Below are 20735 nucleotides of genomic sequence, written 5' to 3'. Positions count from 1 at the left end.
GGCCAATTCTACGCCGCCTCTCGCCCGGTGCGGCGGGCGCGGCCGGGCTTGCGCCGTTTCAGTGCTTCTATTTGTTCGATTACCGGCGCGGCGCGCCCAAAGCCTCCCGGTCCCGGCGCAGGCAGCGGCCGGCGCTACTACGGGCAGCCGGAGGGCGCACTGCTGCTGGTGCCGCGCAAGCAGTAGGGCGGCCGGCTTCGGTGCGGGAGCGGCACAGGACAGTGCCGGAGCGTTCCCCGTGCAGGCCGGCCTCGCGCCGGCCGGTTTCGCCGTCTATTCTCCTAAGGTTGTCCACGATGTCACTCTCGCCGGCCGCAGCACGTCGGTCGCCATGAACGCAGGGGTCCGCCTTCCTCGCGCAGCCGGCATGACCCCGCCGCAAGGAGTCATCTCATGAACACCATCACCACCAGGGACGGAACCAAGATCTACTACAAGGACTGGGGCACGGGCCAGCCTGTCGTGTTCCATCATGGCTGGCCGCTCAGCGCCGACGACTGGGATGCACAGATGCTCTTCTTCCTGTCCAGGGGATACCGCGTGATCGCGCACGATCGCCGCGGGCACGGCCGCTCCACCCAGACCGCGACGGGTAATGACATGGACACCTACGCAGCCGACGTGGCGGCGCTGGCGGCCCACCTCGACCTGCGCAACGCCGTGCATGTCGGCCATTCCACCGGTGGCGGCGAAGTCGCCCGCTACGTGGCCAGGCACGGCACCGGCCGTGTCGCCAAGGCGGTGCTGATCGGCGCGGTACCGCCCATCATGGTCAAGAGCGACGCCAATCCCGGTGGCCTGCCGCTCGAGGTATTCGACGGCTTCCGCGCCCAGGTCGCCGCCAACCGCGCCCAGTTCTACAAGGATGTGCCGATTCCCTTCTATGGCTATAACCGCGACGGTGCGGCGGTTTCGGAAGGCATCAAGGAGAACTGGTGGCGCCAGGGCATGATGGGCGGGACAAAGGCCCACTACGACTGCATCAAGGCGTTCTCCGAGACGGATTTCACCGAAGACCTCAAGCAGATCGAAGTGCCGGTCCTGATCATGCACGGCGATGACGACCAGATCGTGCCCATCGCCGATGCGGCGCTGCTGTCCATCAAGCTGGTCCGCAACGGCACCCTCAAGGTCTACAAGGGCTTCCCGCACGGCATGTGCACCACCCACCCGGACATCATCAACGAAGACCTGCTCGCCTTTATCAGGCAATAGGTACAGGCAATAGGCACAGGCAATAGGCACAGGCAATAGGCACAGGCAAGGCCCGGCAACTGCTCGTCCATGACCGGCACGCCGGGCTGCCGGCATGCGGCCGCGGGGCATTCGCGGCGCGGCCGCTGTGGCACGGCGCCGGTGGTCCAACTGCGCACGGATGGCGCATCGGCATGATCCATGGCGCCGGATGCTGTCGTGTCGGACTGGCGGGTCGTATGGCGACCGCTCAAAGAATCCCATGACGCACTTTACGCGCGTTATTTGCCGCACATTTCATTCGGCAAATGAGAGTGATTGGCATTTACAATTGGCGGCTCCTCATCGTATTGCCGACAATGAATCATCCGTCGCGCGGCACCACCATTCGCGGGCCGCCGGCTTCACGCTGTATCACCCGAGCACCAGCCATGCCACCGCCTCTCGACCAGCTCACCCTGCCCGGCCCGCCCGCCCCGCTCGCCGCGGTCGAAGCAACGCGGCCGGCCCCGTCCGCGCAGGCTGCCCAGCCGCGGCGCCTGGCTTTCCTCGGCGCCGGCGCCCTGGTGGCGGTCGGCTACATGGACCCGGGCAACTGGGCTACCGCGATTTCCGGCGGCGCCAAGTACGGTTATGGCTTGCTCGCGGTGGTGGCCGCGGCCAGTGTCGTTGCCATGCTCCTGCAGTGGATCGCGGCGCGCATCGGCGTGGTCACCGGGCGCGACCTGGCGCAGCTGAGCCGCGAACGCTTCGGGCGGCGCACGGTGATCGGGCTGTGGATTGCCAGCGAGATCGCCATCATCGCCTGCGACGTGGCCGAAGTGGTCGGCACCGCCGTGGCGCTGCAATTGCTGCTGCATGTGAACCTGTGGGTAGGCGTGCTGCTCTCGGCAGTCGGCACGGTGGCGATGCTGGCCGTGCAGCGCCAGGGCCGGCGCACGCTCGAAGCGCTGGTGGCCGCCCTGATACTGATGGTGGCGTTGTGCTTCGCCGCGCAGCTGGCCATGGCGCAGCCCGACTGGGCGGCGGTAGCGGGCGGCTTCGCGCCCTCGGCGCAACTGGTGCGCGACGCGGGCATGCTGTGGCTGGCCGCGGGGATCGTGGGCGCCACCGTGATGCCGCACAACCTCTACCTGCATTCGGCGCTGGTGCGCAAGTTCGGGCCTGGCCCGCAGGCGGCGCAGGCAAGGACGGCGCCTGTGCCCCAGGCCGGCACGCCGGACGTGGCCGCCGCGCTGCGCGGCGTCAACCTGGACACCTTCGGCTCGCTGGCCTTCGCCTTTCTCATCAACGCCGCACTGCTGATCCTGGCGGCGGCCGTGTTCCACGCCAGCGGCAGGACCGAGGTCACCGACCTGGCCGATGCCCACCGCCTGCTGGACCCGCTGCTCCACTCGAACTGGGCCAGCCTGTTGTTCGCCGGCGCGCTGCTGGCATGCGGCCTCAATTCCACGCTGACCGGCACGCTGGCCGGCCAGGCGGTGATGGAAGGCTTCCTCAAGCTGCGCATCTCCCGCACCCGGCGCGCGCTGCTCACGCGCGGCCTGGCCATCGTGCCGGCGCTGGCGGCGGTCGGCGTGTTCGGCCAGCACGGCTCGGCCGAGCTGCTGGTGGCCAGCCAGGTGGTGCTGAGCCTGAGCCTGCCGCTCGCGGTGGTGCCGCTGATCCTGTTCGGCTCCAGCCGCGAGCTGATGGGCGCGTGGCGCGTGCGCGGCGTGCCCCTGGCGCTGGCCTGGCTGAGCGCCGGCGTGATCCTGTTCCTCAACGGCGCGCTGCTCTGGCAGGGGCTGGTGGCGTAACGACGTTGCTGTCTTTTCGCCGGCGCCTCAGCGGGCTGCGTGATGGCCTGGTGACGGCGGGCCGCGAGGTTCGGGCCTCTCTGGCCTGGCCATTCGGGCCCATGTCGCGGCGGCGTTCCCGCGCGGAGAGGGTCAGATCCGCCGACCGACCCTGGCTTGCCGGAATTAGCGCAGGCCCGGCACTTTCGCCCGGCGCGCTTCCTGTGCCTGCAGGGCCAGCGCGGCGCCCAGGCCGAGCACGCACAGCACGGCCGTCAGCAGGAAGGCGCGCCCGCCCACGCGGGCGAACAGGTAGCTCCCCAGGAACACGCTGGCCGCCGTCAGCAAGCCGGCACAGGCGGAATACAGGCCGGTGCCGCTGGAGAGCACCGGCGCCGGCACCCGCGTGCGAACATACTGGGCCGCGCCAAGCTGGGTAAAGCCGAGGGTGGCCCCTTGCAGCAGCTGAGCCAGCATGGCCACCCCGGGCGTCGGCGCCAGTCCGATCAGCGACCAGCGCAGGATGCCCGCCGCGCAGGCCAGCGCGATCAGCGCCGGCGCCGAGATGCGCGCCGCCAGCAGCGAGCCGAAGGCGAACGCCGTGATCTCGGCCAGCACGCCCAGCGCCCACAGGTAGCCGATGGTCGAGGCGGAGAATCCCACGCTCTTCCAGTAGAGCGCGCTGTAGCTGTAGAAGAAGCCGTGGCACGCCTGCGATACCGCCGCGCTGGCCAGGAACAGGGAAAAACCGGGCACTTGCAATACCTGCAACAGCGGCGCCTTCACCGCGTGGCGCACGGCCACGCTGTCGTTGGGCAGCATCAGCGCAAGCATCCCTTGCCCGAGGTACGCCACCAGGAAGGCCACCGCGATCACCCCGGTGCCGGCGCGGTCCACCAGCCAGCCCAGCGCCACCGACACTGCCACCACCGACATCGAGCCCGCGCTGCGCAGCCGCCCGAAATCGAAGCCATAGCGCGGCACGCCCGCCAGCGCCATCGATTCGCTCAGGGGAATCAGGCTGGCCGAGAACGCCTTGGTCGCCAGGAACACCAGCAGCACGCCGACGAAGCCCTCGGCGCTGAACAGCAGCCCGGCGCTGAGGACCGAGCCGCCCACCAGTGCCAGCAGGATGGCCTTGCGGCTGCGATACTGGTCGGCGATGGCGCCCACCGCCGGATTGACCAGCACGGCCAGCGCGGCGCCGAGCGCCATCACCAGCCCGGTCTGCTGTTCGTCCAGGCCCTGCGCGCGGATCCACAGCGGAAAAAAGCTGATGGCGATGGCGACGGGCGCATACAGCGCGATGTAGTAGAGGTAGAACGAAGCGACGGCGCGGCGGGCGCCAAAGGCGGTGGTCACGGGTGGATGCCGGAGAGGTTCTTGTTATTGGTGATGGCGCGGCCCGTACCGCCCGCCGCGCCGGCGCGGCTGGTCAGCCGCGCGGCCAGCCCAGTTCCACGAACACCTTGCACAGGGCTTCCATGCCGGCGGCGTCTTCGTCGTCGAAGCGTCCGGCCACGGGGCTGTCCACGTCCCACACGCCGATCAGGCTGCCGTCGGCGGCGATGAGCGGCACCACGACTTCCGATTGCGAGGCGGCATCGCAGGCGATATGCCCCGGGAACGCATGCACGTCAGGCACGACCTGGGTGGCGCGGGTCTGCGCGGCGGTGCCGCACACGCCCCGGCCCAGGGCGATGCGCACGCAGGCCGGCTTGCCCTGGAACGGCCCGACCACCAGTTCCGTGCCGTCGTGGAAATAGAAACCCGCCCAGTTCAGGTCCGGCAGCGAGTGGTAGACCAGCGCCGAGAAGTTGGCGGCGTTGGCGATGCGGTCGGTCTCGCCGGCCAGCAGCGAGCGGGCCTGCGCGGCCAGCTCCTGGTATTGCGCGGCCTTGGACTGCGGGGCGGGGCCGGTGGAAAGTTCGAACATGGCGGATTCCAGTGACAGCAGGAGAATGCGGCCTCCATTGTCTCACTCCTGCGTCCTAGGCAGGCAGCCCTGCTTCGCCGGCCAGCGTCTGCCGCAGCCAGCCGATGAACACTTCGGTATCGGCGGGCAGTTCGCGGGCGGCCGGCAACGCCATCAGCCCGCCCTGGAAGCGCACGAAGCCGTGCGGCGCAACGAGTTGCCCGTCCCGCAGTTCCTTGCGGATCAGGCGCTGCTCGACCAGCGCCACGCCGGCGCCCGAGAGCGCCGCCTCGATGCACAGGTGGGTATGCGGGAAGGTCAGCTCGCCACCGCGCGCGACCGGCTTGCCGGACAGTGCCTGCCACTGGTCCCAGGCGCTGGAGGTGAAGTCATGCGCGATGCGCACGCCGTTGCGCACCGAGCCCGCGTACGCCGGTGCGCACACCGGCCCGAAGGCCACCGGCGCCAGGTACAGCGCGCGCTTGCGATCAGCCTCCGCGTACGAACTGAGATCCCAGGCAATCACCACGTCGGCCCCTTCGGTGCGCATTTCGCGGGCGGAGGTCATGGACAGCCGGATGCGGATATCGGACCGCAGGCGATAGAAGTCCACCATGTGCGGCACCAGCCAGCGCATGGCGAAGGTGGCGCTGCAGGCCACATGCAGGCTTGGCCCGCGCGCCTGGTCCAGCAGGCGGCCATAGCCCTGTTCGAGCTGGTCGAACACGGCGCGCACCACGTCGTACATGGCCTGGCCACGCTCGTTGAGGCGCACGCCGGTGCCGTCCTTCTCGAACAGCGCGGTGCCCGCGTGCTCCTGCAATTGCCGCAATTGCCGGCTGACCGCGCCGTGCGTGCGGCAAAGCTCCTCGGCGGCGCGGGTAATGGAGCCGGTGCGCGCGGTGGCCTCGAAGGCGCGCAGCGTGGACATCGGGGGCAGGGTCCGCATGGCGATCCTTCCTTCGCTGCAGATGCGCAAATGTGCAAAAAACTGACGAAGCCGGAAGAATAACTCGGTTTTGCCGACGGCGAGCGGGCTCTACTATTCCCTACGTCAAGCGCGTCGTGGCCGGGACAGGAAATCTTTCCCGCAGGGCGGATTGCCTTCGGCGTGAAGAATATTCACGAAGGCGCGGCGACGGGAAGCGTTTTCAAGCGAGCAAACGGAGCGGCAGGATGAGCGAGATCAGGCAGGTGCAGGGATATGAAGTGCTGGACAGCCGCGGCAATCCCACCGTGGAGGTGGAGGTCACGCTGGCCGATGGCGCGGTGGGCCGGGCCACGGTGCCGTCGGGCGCATCCACCGGTGCGCGCGAGGCGGTGGAGTTGCGCGATGGCGATCCCGCGCGCTATCTCGGCAGGGGCGTCAGCCGCGCGGTTGCGGCCGTGAACACCGGGCTGCGCGCCGCGCTGGCTGGCGTGGACGCGCGCGACCAGCGGCGGGTGGACGGCATCATGATCGAACTGGACGGCACGCCGGACAAGGGCAGGCTCGGCGCCAACGCATTGCTGGGCGTGTCGCTGGCGGTGGCGCATGCGGCGGCGGCTTCGGGCGGCACCACGCTGTTCGCCCACCTTGGCGGGGCGCAAGCGGTCGTGCTGCCGGTGCCGATGATCAACATCATCAACGGCGGCGCGCACGCGGACAACGCCATCGATTTCCAGGAATTCATGATCATGCCGGTGGGCGCGCCGGGCTTTGCCGAAGGCGTGCGCATGGCATCGGAGATCTTCCATACGTTGCGGGTGGACCTGAAGGCGGCGGGCTTCAACACCAATGTGGGTGACGAGGGCGGCTTCGCGCCGGACCTGCGCTGCGCCGACGAGGCGCTGGCGTTCATCCTGCGCGCGGTGGAGCGCGCCGGCTACCGCGCCGGCACGGACGTGGTGCTGGCCATCGACCCCGCCGCCAGCGAGTTCCACGAGAACGGCAGCTACGTCTATCGCGGCGAGGGCGTGACGCGCAGCGCGGAGGCCCAGGTGGACTACCTGGCCGCTCTGGTGTCGCGCTACCCCATCGTCTCCATCGAGGACGGCATGGCCGAGGATGACGCGCACGGGTGGCAGCTGCTGACGGCGCGGCTCGGGCGCCGGTGCCAGCTGGTGGGCGACGATGTGTTCTGCACCAACCCCGCGCTGCTGCGGTTAGGCATCGAGCAAGGGATCGCCAATTCGATCCTGGTCAAGGCCAACCAGATCGGCACCCTGAGCGAGACGCTGGACACCGTGGACGTGGCGCACGCGGCCGGCTATGCCGCGGTGATGTCGCATCGTTCCGGCGAGACCGAGGACACCAGCATCGCCGACCTGGCGGTGGCGACCGGCTGCGGACAGATCAAGACCGGCTCGGTCTCGCGCTCGGACCGCACCGCCAAGTACAACCGGCTGATCCGCATCGAGCGCGCGCTGGGCGCGCGGGCGCGCTATGCGGGCGCCGCCGTCGTCAAGCCAGCAGGCTGAGCGGGCGGCGCCGCGGATCAGGGGCGCATCAGGTGCCCGCCACCTTCAGCAGCACCGGGTCGTTGCGGTACAGGTCGGGGAAGATCTCCTTGAGGTAGCCGATCTTGGGCAGGTCGTTGACGACGATGTACGGGTGGGCCGGATGCCGCGTGAGGAAATTCTGGTGGTAGGCCTCGGCCGGGTAGAAGGCCTTGTAGTCTTCCACGCGGGTGACGATCGGGCCGGAGAAGACATGCGCCTTGCCGAGCTGCGCGATATAGGCCTGCGCCACGCTGCGCTGCTCGGCCGTGAGCGGGAACACGGCCGAGCGGTATTGCGTGCCGTGGTCAGGGCCCTGGAAGTTGAGCTGGGTCGGGTTGTGCGCCACCGAGAAGAAGACCTGCAGCAGGCGGCCGTAGCTGACCTGCGACGGATCGAAGGTGACCTGCACCGATTCCGCGTGTCCCGTGTCGCCGCCGCTTACGGCTTCGTACTGCGCGGTGTTCGCCGCGCCGCCGGCATAGCCCGAGGTGACCTGCTTGACGCCGCGGACATGCTGGAATACGCCCTGCACGCCCCAGAAGCAGCCGCCGGCGAAGACCGCGGTCTCGGTTTGCGCCGCGTTCTTTTCGTCCTGCGCGGGCGGCGGGATCTTGACGGCCTGCTCGGCCGAATTGGCGCTCTGCCATGCCAGCAGGCTCACCGCCACCATGGCCGCGCCGGCGATCCTGGCGGCGCTCGAGCGCGTCAGCCGGGAGAAGAGGGTTGTCGATTGGATGCTCATGATTGCCTGTCCTTGGATAGCTGCAATGAAGTGAGGCGGCGTTGCGTGGATGCGTGCCGCGGAAGATCAGCCGAAGGTGAAGGCATAGGCCTCCACGCCGGGGTCAAGGAATTCGATGGCGAAGGTGTGGTCCGCGATCTTGCCGGCCTGGCGCACGAGCTGGTACAGGCGCTGTCCGGTGACGGTGCCGCTGCCGTCGGCATCCACGTCGGTGCCGTGCGCGTCGCCAGGGGCTGCGCCGTCGATGCTGACGCGGAAACGTACCGGCTTGCCGTCCTTGCCCGGGCCCAGCACGAGGTGCAGGTCGCGGGCATGGAAGCGGTAGACGATGCGTCCGTCCTTGCTCTCGAGCGTGGCGTGCTCCGCGCCGACTTTCCAGTTGCCGGCCAGGGCCCAGTCATTGAGCGCGGGCGTGGCCGGTGCCGCATAGCTGCGGACCTTGTCCTGCGCCTGGCCGCCCGGCGAGGCAAAGTTCTCCGCGCGCTCGTAGCCGAGGTAGGTCTCGCCTGACTGCACGTCGGCGTTGTCGGAGGCCATCTGCACGCCCTGCTCCGTGGCCGTGCCCAGGCCGGTGGCAACCTTGGCCGCGCCGGCGTGGCCGGCCTCGGCCAGCAGTTGCTGGATCACCTGCTCGGAGTGGGCGTATTCGCCTTCGCCGAAATGGTGGAAGCGGATCTGGCCCCTGGCATCGATGAAATAGTGCGCCGGCCAGTACTGGTTGTTGAAGGCGCGCCAGATCGCGTAGTTATTGTCGACCGCCACCGGGTAGTCGATGCCGAGGTCACGCACGGCCTTCTGCACATTGTCCACATTGCGTTCGAAGGCAAATTCCGGCGCGTGCACGCCGATCACCACCAGGCCCTGGTCACGGTATTTCTGCGCCCATGCTTTCACATAAGGCAGGGCACGCAGGCAGTTGATGCAGGAGTAGGTCCAGAAATCCACCAGCACCACCTTGCCGCGCAGGCCTTCGGCGGTGAGCGGCGGCGAGTTCAGCCACTGCACCGCGCCGGCCAGCGCGGGCAGCTGGCCTTCGACCGGCAGCGCGGCGGGGGCGCCGGCATTGACGGCGCGCATCATCGAGCCGGATGCCGCCATCATGGCCGGGCCGTCGCCATTGGCCTCTGTCGTGCCACTGGCCGCGGCAGGCGTGGGCGTGGCGTTCGCGGCATTGCCTCCCAGGCGGTCCAGCAGGTGCTGCTCGATGCCGCCGGTGGCGACCGTCGAGACCCGCGCCAGCACACCCGTGTCCAGCCCCAGCGCGATCGCGGCGACGCCGGCCAGCATGGCCGCGCCGATGCCGCGCCGCACCCATTCGCCGGCGCCCAGCGAGCGCTTCATCGCGGTGAACACGCGCCCGCCGATCAGCAGGGCCACCGCCAGCGAGGTGGCGGCGCCGGCGGCATAGGCCACCAGCAGCAAGGTGGTGCCCACGCTGGCGCCGCGCAGCGCGGCACCGGTCAGCACCAGGCCGAGGATGGGGCCCGCGCACGGCGCCCACAGCAGGCCGGTGGCGATGCCGAGCAGGAAGGAGGAGCCAGGCCGCACCTGCCCGTCGGCTTGCGCGAAGGCGGAGAGACGGCTGCCCGCGCTCACCAGCGGATGCATGAGGCGCTCAGCCAGGCGCGGCAGCAGCAGCGTCAGGCCGAACACGGCAAGCAGGGCGATGGCCAGCCAGCGGCCGTACTGGTTGGCCTGCGCCACCCAGCCGCCGCCCACCGCCGCCAGCGTGGCCACGCCGGCGAAGGTCAGCGCCATCCCGGCCAGCAGTGGCAGGCCGCTGCGCACGAAGGGCTGGTCCGCGCGCGAGAACACGAACGGGAGCACGGGCAGGATGCACGGGCTCAGGATGGTGAGCGCGCCGCCCAGGTAGGCGAGTACGATAAGGAGCATGGCGTTGTCTTGGTATGGTTGTCTGCCGGGCGCGGGCCCGCGGTCGTCAGGCGGCCTGCGGGCGGAAGGTCATCGCCAGGCCGTTCATGCAGTAGCGCAGGCCGGTGGGCTTGGGGCCGTCGTCGAACACATGGCCCAGGTGGCCGCCACAGCGCCGGCAGTGCACTTCCGTGCGCGTCATGCCGAAGCTGCGGTCTTGCGTCGTGCCCACGGCCCGCTCCAGCGGCGCCCAGAAGCTGGGCCAGCCGGTGCGGCTGTCGAACTTGGTGCGCGAGGAGAACAGGTCGAGCTGGCAGCCGGCGCAGGCGAACACGCCGGCGCGGTGTTCGTCGTTCAGCGGGCTGCTGTAGGGCCGTTCGGTGCCTTCCTGGCGCAGCACGTTGTACTGGGCGGGGGTCAGCAGCTGGCGCCACTGTTCGTCGGACTTCACCACCTCGAAGACCTCGGCGGGCTTGCCGCCGCCGGACGGCCCGGCCGCCAGCGCGCGCCAGCCGCTCACCGTGGCAATGGCCGCCACGGCCGCGCCGCCCGAGATCAGAAAGCGCCTTCTGCTCCGCATGATGTGCTCCTTGCGTGGGTTCCACGAATCAATGGGCGCATCGTATGGCCGGTGCGATCCCGGAGTCCTCACGAAAGGTTAAATTAAATGTGATAACTCGGCGGCGCAGAATTCTGCACAATGACTGCGCGGGCCCCGACCCTCACTCCACCGTCCTCACTCCACCGTCCCCATCGCCCATGCCAACGGACCATCCCAAGCGCATCCTGATCGTCGAAGACGACGTCGACATCGCCAATGTGCTGAGCCTGCACCTGCGCGACGAGCGCTATGAAGTCGTGCACAGCGCGGACGGCAACGAAGGCCTGCGCCTGCTGGAGCAAGGCAGCTGGGACGCGCTGATCCTGGACCTGATGCTGCCCGGCGTGGACGGACTGGAGATCTGCCGGCGCGCCCGCGCCATGGCGCGCTACACGCCCATCATCATCACCAGCGCGCGCTCCAGCGAGGTGCACCGCATCCTGGGGCTGGAACTGGGCGCCGACGACTACCTCGCCAAGCCGTTCTCGGTGCTGGAACTGGTGGCGCGCGTGAAGGCGCTGCTGCGGCGCGTGGACGCGCTGGCCAGGGACCTGCGCGTGGATGCCGGCAGCCTGGTGCTGGGCGGGCTGTCGATCGACCCGATCACGCGCGAGGCCAGCGTGGACGGGCGCCGCATCGAACTGACCCCGCGCGAGTTCGACCTGCTCTATTTCTTCGCCCGCCACCCCGGCAAGGTGTTCTCGCGCATGGACCTGCTCAATGCCGTCTGGGGTTACCAGCACGAGGGCTACGAGCACACCGTCAACACCCATATCAACCGGCTGCGCACCAAGATCGAGGCCGATCCGGCGCAACCCAGCCGCATCCTCACGGTCTGGGGACATGGCTACAAGCTGGCGGCCGGAACATCCGGCGCGCCGGGAGATGCGACATGAACGCCCGCACCGAGGCTGGCACCGAAGCCATGCAGGACCGCCCCGCGCGCCGGGCGCCGCGCTTCGGGCTTACGCTCACGCAGCGCCTGTCGCTGGTGTTCTCGGTGCTGCTGCTGGCCTGCTGCGGCGCCTCGGCATGGCTGCAGGTCCGCTCGAACGACATGCACGAGAAGGAGGTCATCCAGGATCTCTCCCGCGGGCTTGCCGCGCATATCGCGCGCAACGCCGTGCTGATGGACGCCAACGGCCTCAAGCCGGAAGCCCTGCGCCAGCTGTTCGGCCAGCTGATGGTGGTGAACCCGAGCGTGGAGGTGTACCTGCTGGACAACCAGGGGCGCGTGATGGGCCACGACGCGCCCGCCGGGCGACTGCAGCGCGAGCAGGTGGACCTGCAGCCGGTGCGCCGCCTGCTGGCCGGCGATGCGTTGCCGATCCTGGGCGACGACCCGCGCAGCGCCTCGGGCCGCAAGGTTTTCAGCGCCGCGCCGCTGCGCTCGGGCGGCTATATCTACGTGGTGCTGCTGGGCGAGACCCACGACGAGCTGGCGGCGCGGGCATCGGCCAGTTCGGTGCTGCGCACCACGCTGTGGTCAATGGCGCTGGTGGCGCTGCTGGGTCTGCTGGCGGGGCTGGTGGCGTTCGGGCTGATCACGCGGCCCCTGCGCCGCCTGACCGAGGCCATGCGGCGCTTCAACGCCGACGCGGACCCGGAGACCGCGCCCGCGGCGCAGCCGCGCTTGCCGCGCGTATCGAGCGCGGGCAGCCACGACGAGATCGCCGCGCTCGAGGCCGCCTTCGCCCAGATGGCCGACCGCATCGCCGAGCAATGGCGCGCGCTGACCAAGCAGGACCAGGAGCGGCGCGAGCTGGTGGCCAATATCTCGCATGACCTGCGCACGCCGCTGACTTCGCTGCAGGGCTACCTGGAAACGCTGTCGCTCAAGGCGGATACGCTCGGCGAGGCTGAACGCAAGCGCTACCTTGCCATCGCGCTGGCGCAGAGCGTGAAGGTGGGCCGTCTGGCCCAGTCGCTGTTCGAGCTGGCGCGGCTGGAGCACGGCATCGTGCAGCCCGCGCTGGAAGCCTTCTCGCTGGTCGACCTGGTGCAGGATGTATTCCAGAAGTTCGAGCTGCCCGCCGAGGCGCGGCAGGTGCAGCTGCGCGCGGGTATCCCGCAGCGGCTGCCAGCCGTGACGGCGGACCTGGGAATGATCGAGCGCGTGCTGACCAACCTGCTGGACAACGCCATCCGCCATACGCCGGCGCATGGCGCCGTCGACGTCGACCTTGCCGTTGGCGACGGCAAGGTGTCGGTCACGGTCAGCGATACCGGCCCCGGCATTGCGCCGGCGCTGCGCGAGCGCCTGTTCCAGCGGCCGTTCAGCGCCGGCGCGCATCGCGGTGGCGGGCTCGGCCTGCTGATCGTGCAGCGCATGCTGCAACTGCATCGCAGCCAGATCCGCCTGCTCGAGCGCGAAGGCACGGGCGCGGCGTTCCGCTTCGAGCTGCCGGTGGCGGGCCGGCAAATGCCTTAGACCCCTGGCCCCCTGGACCCCTGGCCCCCTGGACCCCTGGACCCCTTAGGGCGATGATGATCTGCATCAAGGGTGGACGGAAGGCGCCTGCGCATAATGAAATCCGCGATTCCCGCCGGCGCTGGCGTCAGGTTCACGGGAGATCGCGCAACGTTCAGCGCAACCTTTCCGAAATCCGACATGGCAGCACACGTGCATAACCTCGGTTCGTCCCAGTCTGACCACGCTACCGGCCCGCAGCAAGGCGGCGGCCGTCCCGTCGCCAGGGGCGACGTGGTGCCGACCAATACGCCACGCTCGGCCGAACGCAATACCGTGGAGAGCGCCGTGGACGCCGCCGCGCAGCTGGCGGCAAGCAGCATGCAGGACATCCTGGCGAGCGGCGCCGCCGATGGCGAGGAAGGCATGCTCGGCGTGGTCAGGACCTTGATGGACGGCATGTCTCCCGACGAGGCGGCGCAGCTGCGCCGCCTCATCCTCGAAGGCGATCCGGCGGCCTGGCAGGTGGGCAGGCGCAGGCATCCGGACCATGAGCTGTCGCAGGGCTGGCGCGAAGGCCAGTATCCGTACCAGAACCTGATGTCGCGGCGCAATTACGAGAAGCAGAAATACCGGCTCCAGGTGGAGTTCCTCAAGCTGCAGGCCTGGGTGAAGGACACCGGCCAGCGCGTGGTGATCCTCTTCGAAGGCCGCGACGCGGCCGGCAAGGGCGGCGCCATCAAACGCTTCATGGAGCACCTGAACCCGCGCGGCGCGCGCGTGGTGGCGCTGGAGAAGCCCACCGAATCCGAGCGCGGCCAGTGGTACTTCCAGCGCTATATCCAGCATCTGCCCTCGGCCGGCGAGATCGTGCTGTTCGACCGCTCCTGGTACAACCGCGCCGGGGTGGAGCATGTGATGGGGTTCTGCACGCCGCAGGAGTACCAGGACTTCCTGCAGCAGGTGCCGGAATTCGAGCGGCACCTGGTGCGCAGCGGCATCCACCTGTTCAAGTTCTGGTTCTCGGTCAGCCAGAAGGAGCAGCGCCGGCGTTTCCGCGAGCGCGAGATCCATCCACTCAAGCAATGGAAGCTCAGCCCGGTCGACGTCGCATCGCTCGACAAGTGGGACGCCTATACGCGGGCCAAGGAAACGATGTTCGCGCGCACGGACACCGCCGATTCGCCCTGGACCGTGATCCGCTCCGATTGCAAGAAACGGGCGCGCCTGAACGCGATGCGGCACGTGTTGCTGCGCTTTCCCTACGCCAACCGTGAAGTCGAGGCCATCGGCACGACCGATCCGCTGATCGTCGGGCGGGCCCTGGCGGGCTAGTCCCGGTCACGGCGCGCCGCCCCGGCGGCGCGGGCCCTCACTCGCCCGCGCCATTCCCGGCGGCCAACAGTATCCCGGCTCCGGCTTCCTTCGCCAGCACGCTGAGCCGTTGCACCGCGGCGGCCAAGCCTGCCTTCAGATTCCGCGACAAGCCCGGCAAGCCGGCCGCGGACTAGAGCGTTGCAGTGCCACGCGCCGGGCGGGCAAAGCGCCGGCGTGCCAGTGCCGTCTATCCCGCCAGTGCGCTCCCCGGGCCGGCCAGGCTGCCGTCGGAGGCATAGAGGATCAGGTCGGCATCGCGCGTGATGCCGAGCTTTCGCATCGCACTGGCCTTTTGCGAACTGACCGTCTGCTTGCTGCGATGCAATTGCGCGGCGATCTCGTTGACCGTTTGTCCCGAGCCGAACAGCCGCACGACTTCGGCCTCGCGCGCGGTCAGCGGCCGGATGGACGCGGCCGGCTTGCTCTCGTCCAGGATGCGCTTGATGGTGGGCGAGAAATACTTGCCGTTCGCATAGGCAGCGTGGACAGCCGCCAGCAGGTGCGACATGGCATCCGACTTGCTCAGGATGGAGTTCACGCCTTGCTGATGGATCGCGCGGACGACGCCGGGATTGTCCATCATGGTGAGAATCACGAGCCGCAGCCCGGGATAGCGCCGCTGCAGGAACGACACCAGCGTCAGCCCGTCGCCGTATTGCCCCCCCGGCATCACATAGTCCGATACCAGCACGTCGCAGGCGTGCGTGTCGAGCGCCGCGATCAGTTCCGTCGAATTGCCGACCGTGGCGACGATTTCCGCGGCGTCGAGCTTGCGCAGTTCGTAGGTGATGCCCAGCGCGACGGCCGGGTGGTCGTCGGCAACGATCACGCGCATCGAAAACTCTTTCATCTTGCTTCACTCCTTGGCCCGGCCGGGCACGGCGCGGAAACGCGGCAGAAGAACGGGCTTGAATTCAGGCGCAGGGTTGGCGCTCGACAAGGGGGTGAGCAACCAGGAAAAATCTTAAGCGAATGCCTTGCAAGAAACAGAGAATTCTGGATTCCGGATGGAAAATCATACCGACAGATCGGAGCAGAAACAATCTGGCTTCAGTTGGGGTGGGAGTCCTCGCCTGCGCGCAGAAAGGTGTCGCCGCGCGCGCCGTCCTATTCATGGAAATGTGCTTTGTGTGGCACTGTTGTTCGGGCGCTTCTGCATTCAGCCGGCAGGCCTGCTTCCCGGCATCGCCGCAACGGGGTCGGACGCGGAGTCGAGCGCGCTTTCCCATTGCGCGAGAAGGCGCCGCCGCTGCTGGGGCGATGTCAGCAGGAAGTCGTTCATCAATGCAATGAAGCATTGTTGATCCATGTGGCTCAGCTCAGCGAATTCAAGCAAGAGCCGGCGGGCCTGGCGTGAAGAACGTGTGTTCGTATCGGGTTTCTTCATGGTGACATCGCAGCTATTGGGGGCTCATAGTGAATGTCGTGCGCGTGTGCTCGTCGCCGGGTGCAATGGCGCAAGCCCTTGCACTCAGCGCGCGGCCAGGGGAGCAGGGCGTATGCCGTTGACTGTCAGGCCGGCATGCCAGGCGATCCGGGAGAGCCGCCGCGCCGGGCCACCGCGGTGTCGTTGCGCACCGGCAAGCCGGCGCCCCGGGCGGCGCGCACCGGGGGACCTCGCCAGCCCTGCTGGGTTCATTGGTAACTCATCGTGATCGTCGCGCGCCCGTTCGCCGTGCCTGCCGCGACGTCAGGCAGGGTCTGCACATACCGCGCGCGCAGTGGAATATTGAACAAGCCATTTGACGCGGAACCGGCAAACCACTGGTTCAGGTTGCCGGCAGCACTGGAATCGGCACCGTACCTGAGCGGTGTCGAATCCTTGAGCACCTGGATCCCGACGCCTTGGGCGGTCGAACCCGGCGAAAGCGTGAGTACGTCCCCGCGATTGGCCGGATCTGTCATGTCGGTCAAGGTCGCATAGACGTTGGTCGTGGCGCCCGAGATCCCGTCCGCGCAGGAAAGCGCGACTTCGAACGGGTTTTCGTTCGCTGTCGACCCCACCCCCTTGAAGTCGCCGATGGGGACATTCCTCATCGGCACCGAGATGTGGGCGCTCGACAGCTTGCAGGTAGGAACAAGCGGCTTGATGGCCAACATGCCGTCGATCATGTACTGCGTGGATTTCAGCTCGCCGCCCCGATACCATTTGGCGGCCACCTCGCCGCTCAGGATGCCACCTGCGGTAATCGGTCCGGTCTTGACGAGTTGAATGGTCAGCCGCAGCTCCGTGGCTTCCTGGACCGAAACAGCCATACTGAAATGGCTCCACGGCCACCAGCCCGGGTTGTCGGTGTATTGCATCCTGATCCCCACGCCGTTGATGGGAGTTGACATGGTGTGGTACGGACCCGGCGCCTCGAGCCTGCCAACGATCAGCATGAAGGGCTGGCACTGGTAGTCTACGGGCCCGCTGTTTTCGGCGTGAAAGATGAAATCCCCGGAGTAGAGAACGGTGCCGTCTGCCACAAGCGGATTGAACGTTGGTGGGTTGAAGCCGGTCAGCCTGTAGCGGAACGGCTTGCCGTCGGTGGTCGGGAACTGGTCGCAACTGGCCAGCGCCGGAGTGGAAGCCAGCAACGCCAATAACAGGATTAGTTTTCGCATGATCATTTTGCCAAGGTTTGGAATATGACAAGCCGGGAAGATGGTGAACCGTTCACAAGCCCGGCCCGATATGCACCGGACCGGGGGAGGGAGATCTCTGCATGCTCATCCCCGGGGCCTGCGGCAAGCCGGTGGTCACGTTCGTGACGGGCGCGCAGATGGCCTCGATCTGTTGATAGCCGCTGCCCTTTCCTGCCTTCTTGCGTTCCGGCAACTCGTACGCGATGCGGCAGGCCGAGGCTTCGTCGTTGCCCCAGGTCACCTTCAGTTCGCCCTTGTCCTGGAGGCCGCGCGCAAAGATCTTGCTGGCCTGGCCGACCACGCCGACTTCCTGCCCACCCTCGTCGTGGACCGCCGCGCCGAACGGCAGCGCCATGTCGTTGGACCGGCGCGCCCGGATCATTGCCGAGCGTCCCGAGACGGTCTCGAACTTGAGCATCGGCACCGAGCCGGCGCGCGGGGCGACTTGCTGGCTGGTCTCGCGCAGTTCCACGTCGGTGGACAGGCCCTTGGGATCCAGCGACACCGTATTCATGCTGTACGGCGTCAGGTACGGCACGACCGCATAGCCGCGGCTGTCGATACGCACGCCCGACGCATTGGTCACGCGCGCGCCCTCGGCGTTGGGCGCCTCGACAATCGCGAAGGTGTCGGACAGCGGCTGCGACAGCGTGACGCCGCCGCGGTGCAAGACCGCCGCGCCGCGCACGCCGATCGCGGCTTGCTGGTAGTCGGAGCCGCCGCTCACGCTGGCGTTGAGATCCGCATACGGGCTGCGGTACAGCACGTTGGCGCCGCCGTCGGTGCTGCTTTGTCCGGCACCCGAGGTGTGGTTCGCGCTCAGGCTGTAGGAGAGTTCGTTGTCGGCCCCCGCGGAGCCCGACAAGGTGGTCTGCGCCTGCATGCTGCCATTGCTGTTGCGCGAGACGTTGCCGGTCAGGGTCAGCGGGTTCTGCTTGCCCAGCGGGATCGTGACGCTCGCGAAGTACATCGTGCCCATACGGCCGTCGGCGCCGCGCTGGCGCGTGGCCGAGACACCGAAGGAAATATTCTTGTAGACGTTGTTGTAGCCGACCGAATAGTTGATGTCCGAGCCGTCGCGGTTCCAGTAGTTGGCCGTGGAGGCGGTGACGTTGAGCCGCCCGCCCCGTTCGCCGAGCCGCTGGCCGAGCGTGACCGATGCGCGGTTGCGCTGGCGCCATACGCTGTCGATGGTGTGGCCTTGATCCGCCTGTGCGCGTGCGCGCATGGCTTCGTTGAGACCGAAGTAGCCGCCGGTGGAATAGCGGTAGGCGGCGATCGACAGATCGGTTCCGGTTTGCAGGACCGACTTGGAGTAGCTGAGCCGCGTACTGGTGCCGTTGAAGGTCCCGACGCCCGACACCGAGGTGTGGGCCTGCGTCACGTCCGCGCCGACCGCGCCGACCGGCGTGTTGAAGGCGCCGCCGAGCATGGCCGAAGCATAGCCTTGCGCCAGCGTCACGCCACCATAGCCGGTGACCAGGTTGTTGAGGCCGCGCTGCCAGGTACCCTGGACGAACAGCGGGTTCTTGCTGTTCTGGGCATCGCGCACCGCGCCGGCCACGACGCTGTAGCGGTTGACGCCGGGCCGCAGGGACAGCGGCACGGCGGCATACGGCACCGAGAACGAGCGCACGGTGCCATCCGCCTCGGTTACCGTGACGTTCAGGTCGCCGCCATATCCGGTGGCGTAGAGGTCGTCGATCTCGAACGCCCCGGGCGCCACCGTGGTCTCGTAGATCGTCATGCCGGCCTGGCGGATCGTCACCCTTGCGTTGCTGGTGGCGACGCCGCGCACCGTGGGCGCATAGCCGCGCAGCGAATCGGGAAGCATGCGGTCGTCGGTGGCCAGGCGCACGCCGCGGAAGGCCGTCGAATCGAACAGTTCACCGCTTGTGTACGCTTCGCCCAGGGTTAGCTGAGAAGCCAGCTTGAGCAGGTCGCGCTGAACGTAAGTCGAGATGTTCTGGTAATCGCTGTGGCCGCTCCCGCTCCAGTTGTACGAGCCGTTGTGGCGGAAATGCCAGTCGCCCGCGTTGAAGCCGGCGTTCAGGCCAAGGTAGCCCTGCGTCTGCACGCCATTGCTGCCGTGGCCCTTGAAGCTGTAGACATTGAACTGGTAGCCGAGGATGCCCGTCGTCACGCCGGAGTCCAGCAGTTCGGGACTCACGGAGCCGCGTGCGCTGCGGCTCAGGGAAACCTGCGGGATGCCAAGTTCCAGGCGCTGGTCGCCGAAATCGAAACTCGCGCTTGCCCCGGGAATCACCTCGGTGATGGGCAGGCATTCGCCTGAGGCCGCAAGCCGCGTAGCCATCCCGGGTGCCAGCTTCCGGAGATCGACGCCGGCCTTTTGCAGCAGTCCGGCGTCGAAGCACGCCTGTGCGTCGCTGTCATCCGCGCCGAGAGCCCGGAACGGCACGTCGGTGCGGCTGACCCGGTTGCCATTGACGTACATATCGATGTTGTAGGTGCCGGGCAGAACGACATTGCCCCGCTCGAAACGCGACAGGTCCACGCGCCGGCTGCTGCCCGTTGCCAGGAATCCGCTGTCGAACTCGACTTGCGCGACCTGCCTGGTTGCGGGCGCGGCCGCCTCGGCCAATGCCTCGGACTGCCAGGCGGCCAGGCTCGACAGCACCAGCGCACACAACGGCTTGAGGCGGAAAAGAGGGTTGCCATCCTGGGCCGGACGTTGGGCCGGGGTCATTGCGGGTTGCTCCTTGTTATGGGCTGCCGGGACATCCGCGCATGGCGGATGCGAGGCCGAACGGGGTCCTCCAGCGTCCCGCCGGGGGACCTGGCCACACGCTTCCCGGCGCAAGGCTTTTCAGGAAAGCCTCAGGCTGGCGAAGCGGATGGGGACCTGTACTGGATTCGGGAAGGAACGGCGTGGGGGCGGGTGATTGCCCAGGGTGCCGCGCTCAGGGGCCATGGCGCTGCTACCCTGTTGCTACGATCAGCCTCCCGGCTTGAAGGGGGCGACAGGCTTGCCTTGCACGATGCCGCCCCAGTCGTTGATGCTGCTGAAGTCGACTTGCGCGGCCGATGCCGGCGCGGACGCGAGGCCTTCGATCGGGAACAGATGCGAGGTGCCGGGCAGTACGTAGCCCATGCCGGCATTGAAGTTCTTGCCTTCGACCTTCAGCGCGATGCTGCCCAGGTTCACGACAAAGGGGGTAGGGTTGCTTGCCTTCAGCGCATATCCCTTGCCGCTGTCGGCCTGGACGATTTCCCACACGATCTTCGCGGGCGCTTCGTCGGCGCGGCCGGGCAGGGCTGGCGGGCGGAACATCATCTTGATGCGGGTACGGAAGGCGAGTTGCAGGCGGTTGGCATCTTCACCGATCTCGGCCTTCGGCGGGACTTCGAGCACATTGAGCCAGAACAGGGATTCCTTGTCCTGTGGCATCGGCTCCTTGCTATAGATCACGCGCAGCATCTGGCCCTTGCCGGGTTCGAGGCGGAACATCGCGGGCGTCAGCGTGAACGGCACGTCGATCTTCTCGGGCGACTCGTTGGCGTCGCCCTTGTCGAGCCAGGTCTGGACCAGCGCCGGCGTCTGGCCGTCGTTGGTGAGGCTGACCGTGACTTCGCGCTCCTGCGCCGGAAAGATGATCCGGGTGCCGGCGATGACGACGCTCGCGTGTGCCTGGGCCGCAAGCAGACTGGCCACGAAGGCCACCGCCATGAGCGGCTTGAGAATGGTGTGTTTCATCTTCACTTCCGATGCGTTGGAT

At 68.0% G+C, this 20735-nt stretch carries 17 protein-coding genes; 6 read left to right on the top strand and 11 right to left on the bottom strand.

The window, feature by feature from the left end; translation table 11 throughout:
• The first annotated feature begins 393 nt into the window (after positions 1 to 393).
• The gene (locus tag AC1DK4_RS02190; protein WP_441612003.1) at positions 394 to 1215 is read left to right on the top strand and encodes an alpha/beta fold hydrolase; all 822 of its coding nucleotides are present in this window, start codon (positions 394 to 396) and stop codon (positions 1213 to 1215) included.
• Between the two features lie 410 nt (positions 1216 to 1625).
• Positions 1626 to 2993 carry an Nramp family divalent metal transporter gene (locus AC1DK4_RS02185; RefSeq protein ID WP_441612004.1) on the top strand — a complete coding sequence of 456 codons (1368 nt, stop codon included), beginning with the start codon at positions 1626 to 1628 and terminating at the stop codon, positions 2991 to 2993.
• Positions 2994 to 3158: 165 nt separating this feature from the next.
• Here AC1DK4_RS02185 and AC1DK4_RS02180 read toward each other — a convergent pair whose 3' ends face one another.
• The 3 genes from AC1DK4_RS02180 to AC1DK4_RS02170 form a co-directional block, all read right to left on the bottom strand.
• Positions 3159 to 4334 carry an MFS transporter gene (locus AC1DK4_RS02180; RefSeq protein WP_441612006.1) on the bottom strand — a complete coding sequence of 392 codons (1176 nt, stop codon included), beginning with the start codon at positions 4332 to 4334 and terminating at the stop codon, positions 3159 to 3161.
• A 73-nt stretch (positions 4335 to 4407) separates the two neighbouring features.
• Entirely contained in the window at positions 4408 to 4908 is a 501-nt protein-coding gene (locus AC1DK4_RS02175; protein WP_441612007.1) for a GAF domain-containing protein, read from the bottom strand.
• Between the two features lie 55 nt (positions 4909 to 4963).
• Complete coding sequence (locus AC1DK4_RS02170) at positions 4964 to 5836, bottom strand: LysR family transcriptional regulator (RefSeq protein WP_441612008.1); 873 nt, start codon at positions 5834 to 5836, stop codon at positions 4964 to 4966.
• A 227-nt stretch (positions 5837 to 6063) separates the two neighbouring features.
• Here AC1DK4_RS02170 and eno point away from each other — a divergent pair, with 227 nt between their 5' ends.
• Positions 6064 to 7347, top strand: coding sequence for a phosphopyruvate hydratase (eno, locus tag AC1DK4_RS02165; protein ID WP_441612009.1), 1284 nt, complete (start codon positions 6064 to 6066; stop codon positions 7345 to 7347).
• 28 nt (positions 7348 to 7375) lie between these two features.
• On the opposite strand, the gene msrA is transcribed toward eno, so the two are convergent.
• From msrA to msrB, 3 genes are all read right to left on the bottom strand, one after another.
• Positions 7376 to 8110: a peptide-methionine (S)-S-oxide reductase MsrA gene (gene msrA, locus AC1DK4_RS02160; protein ID WP_441612010.1), complete on the bottom strand. Its 735-nt coding sequence runs from the start codon at positions 8108 to 8110 to the stop codon at positions 7376 to 7378.
• A gap of 66 nt (positions 8111 to 8176) precedes the next feature.
• Positions 8177 to 10003 carry a cytochrome c biogenesis protein DipZ gene (locus AC1DK4_RS02155; protein ID WP_441612011.1) on the bottom strand — a complete coding sequence of 609 codons (1827 nt, stop codon included), beginning with the start codon at positions 10001 to 10003 and terminating at the stop codon, positions 8177 to 8179.
• Positions 10004 to 10049: 46 nt separating this feature from the next.
• The gene (gene msrB / locus AC1DK4_RS02150) at positions 10050 to 10562 is read right to left on the bottom strand and encodes a peptide-methionine (R)-S-oxide reductase MsrB (RefSeq protein WP_441612012.1); all 513 of its coding nucleotides are present in this window, start codon (positions 10560 to 10562) and stop codon (positions 10050 to 10052) included.
• A 179-nt stretch (positions 10563 to 10741) separates the two neighbouring features.
• Here msrB and AC1DK4_RS02145 point away from each other — a divergent pair, with 179 nt between their 5' ends.
• The 3 genes from AC1DK4_RS02145 (at position 10742) to ppk2 (ending at position 14328) form a co-directional block, all read left to right on the top strand.
• Positions 10742 to 11479 carry a response regulator transcription factor gene (locus AC1DK4_RS02145; protein ID WP_441612013.1) on the top strand — a complete coding sequence of 246 codons (738 nt, stop codon included), beginning with the start codon at positions 10742 to 10744 and terminating at the stop codon, positions 11477 to 11479.
• Between the two features lie 29 nt (positions 11480 to 11508).
• Positions 11509 to 13014, top strand: a complete 1506-nt coding sequence (locus AC1DK4_RS02140; RefSeq protein WP_441612270.1) for a HAMP domain-containing sensor histidine kinase — start codon at positions 11509 to 11511, stop codon at positions 13012 to 13014.
• 180 nt (positions 13015 to 13194) lie between these two features.
• Positions 13195 to 14328 carry a polyphosphate kinase 2 gene (gene ppk2 / locus AC1DK4_RS02135; RefSeq protein WP_441612015.1) on the top strand — a complete coding sequence of 378 codons (1134 nt, stop codon included), beginning with the start codon at positions 13195 to 13197 and terminating at the stop codon, positions 14326 to 14328.
• Positions 14329 to 14557: 229 nt separating this feature from the next.
• On the opposite strand, the gene AC1DK4_RS02130 is transcribed toward ppk2, so the two are convergent.
• The 5 genes from AC1DK4_RS02130 to AC1DK4_RS02110 all read right to left on the bottom strand — a co-directional run bounded on the left by AC1DK4_RS02130 (position 14558) and on the right by AC1DK4_RS02110 (position 20713).
• The gene (locus AC1DK4_RS02130) at positions 14558 to 15220 is read right to left on the bottom strand and encodes a response regulator (protein WP_441612016.1); all 663 of its coding nucleotides are present in this window, start codon (positions 15218 to 15220) and stop codon (positions 14558 to 14560) included.
• Between the two features lie 309 nt (positions 15221 to 15529).
• Positions 15530 to 15757, bottom strand: a complete 228-nt coding sequence (locus AC1DK4_RS02125; RefSeq protein WP_441612017.1) for a hypothetical protein — start codon at positions 15755 to 15757, stop codon at positions 15530 to 15532.
• Between the two features lie 248 nt (positions 15758 to 16005).
• Entirely contained in the window at positions 16006 to 16977 is a 972-nt protein-coding gene (locus AC1DK4_RS02120; RefSeq protein WP_441612018.1) for a fimbrial protein, read from the bottom strand.
• Positions 16978 to 17029: 52 nt separating this feature from the next.
• Positions 17030 to 19705, bottom strand: a complete 2676-nt coding sequence (locus tag AC1DK4_RS02115) for a fimbria/pilus outer membrane usher protein (protein WP_441612019.1) — start codon at positions 19703 to 19705, stop codon at positions 17030 to 17032.
• Positions 19706 to 19954: 249 nt separating this feature from the next.
• The gene (locus tag AC1DK4_RS02110; protein ID WP_441612020.1) at positions 19955 to 20713 is read right to left on the bottom strand and encodes a fimbrial biogenesis chaperone; all 759 of its coding nucleotides are present in this window, start codon (positions 20711 to 20713) and stop codon (positions 19955 to 19957) included.
• Positions 20714 to 20735 lie beyond the last annotated feature (22 nt).

This window comes from Cupriavidus sp. 05N38, assembly GCF_056397345.1.
Note: the sequence above shows the minus strand (reverse complement) of the source record. Positions and strands in the feature narration are given on the sequence as shown.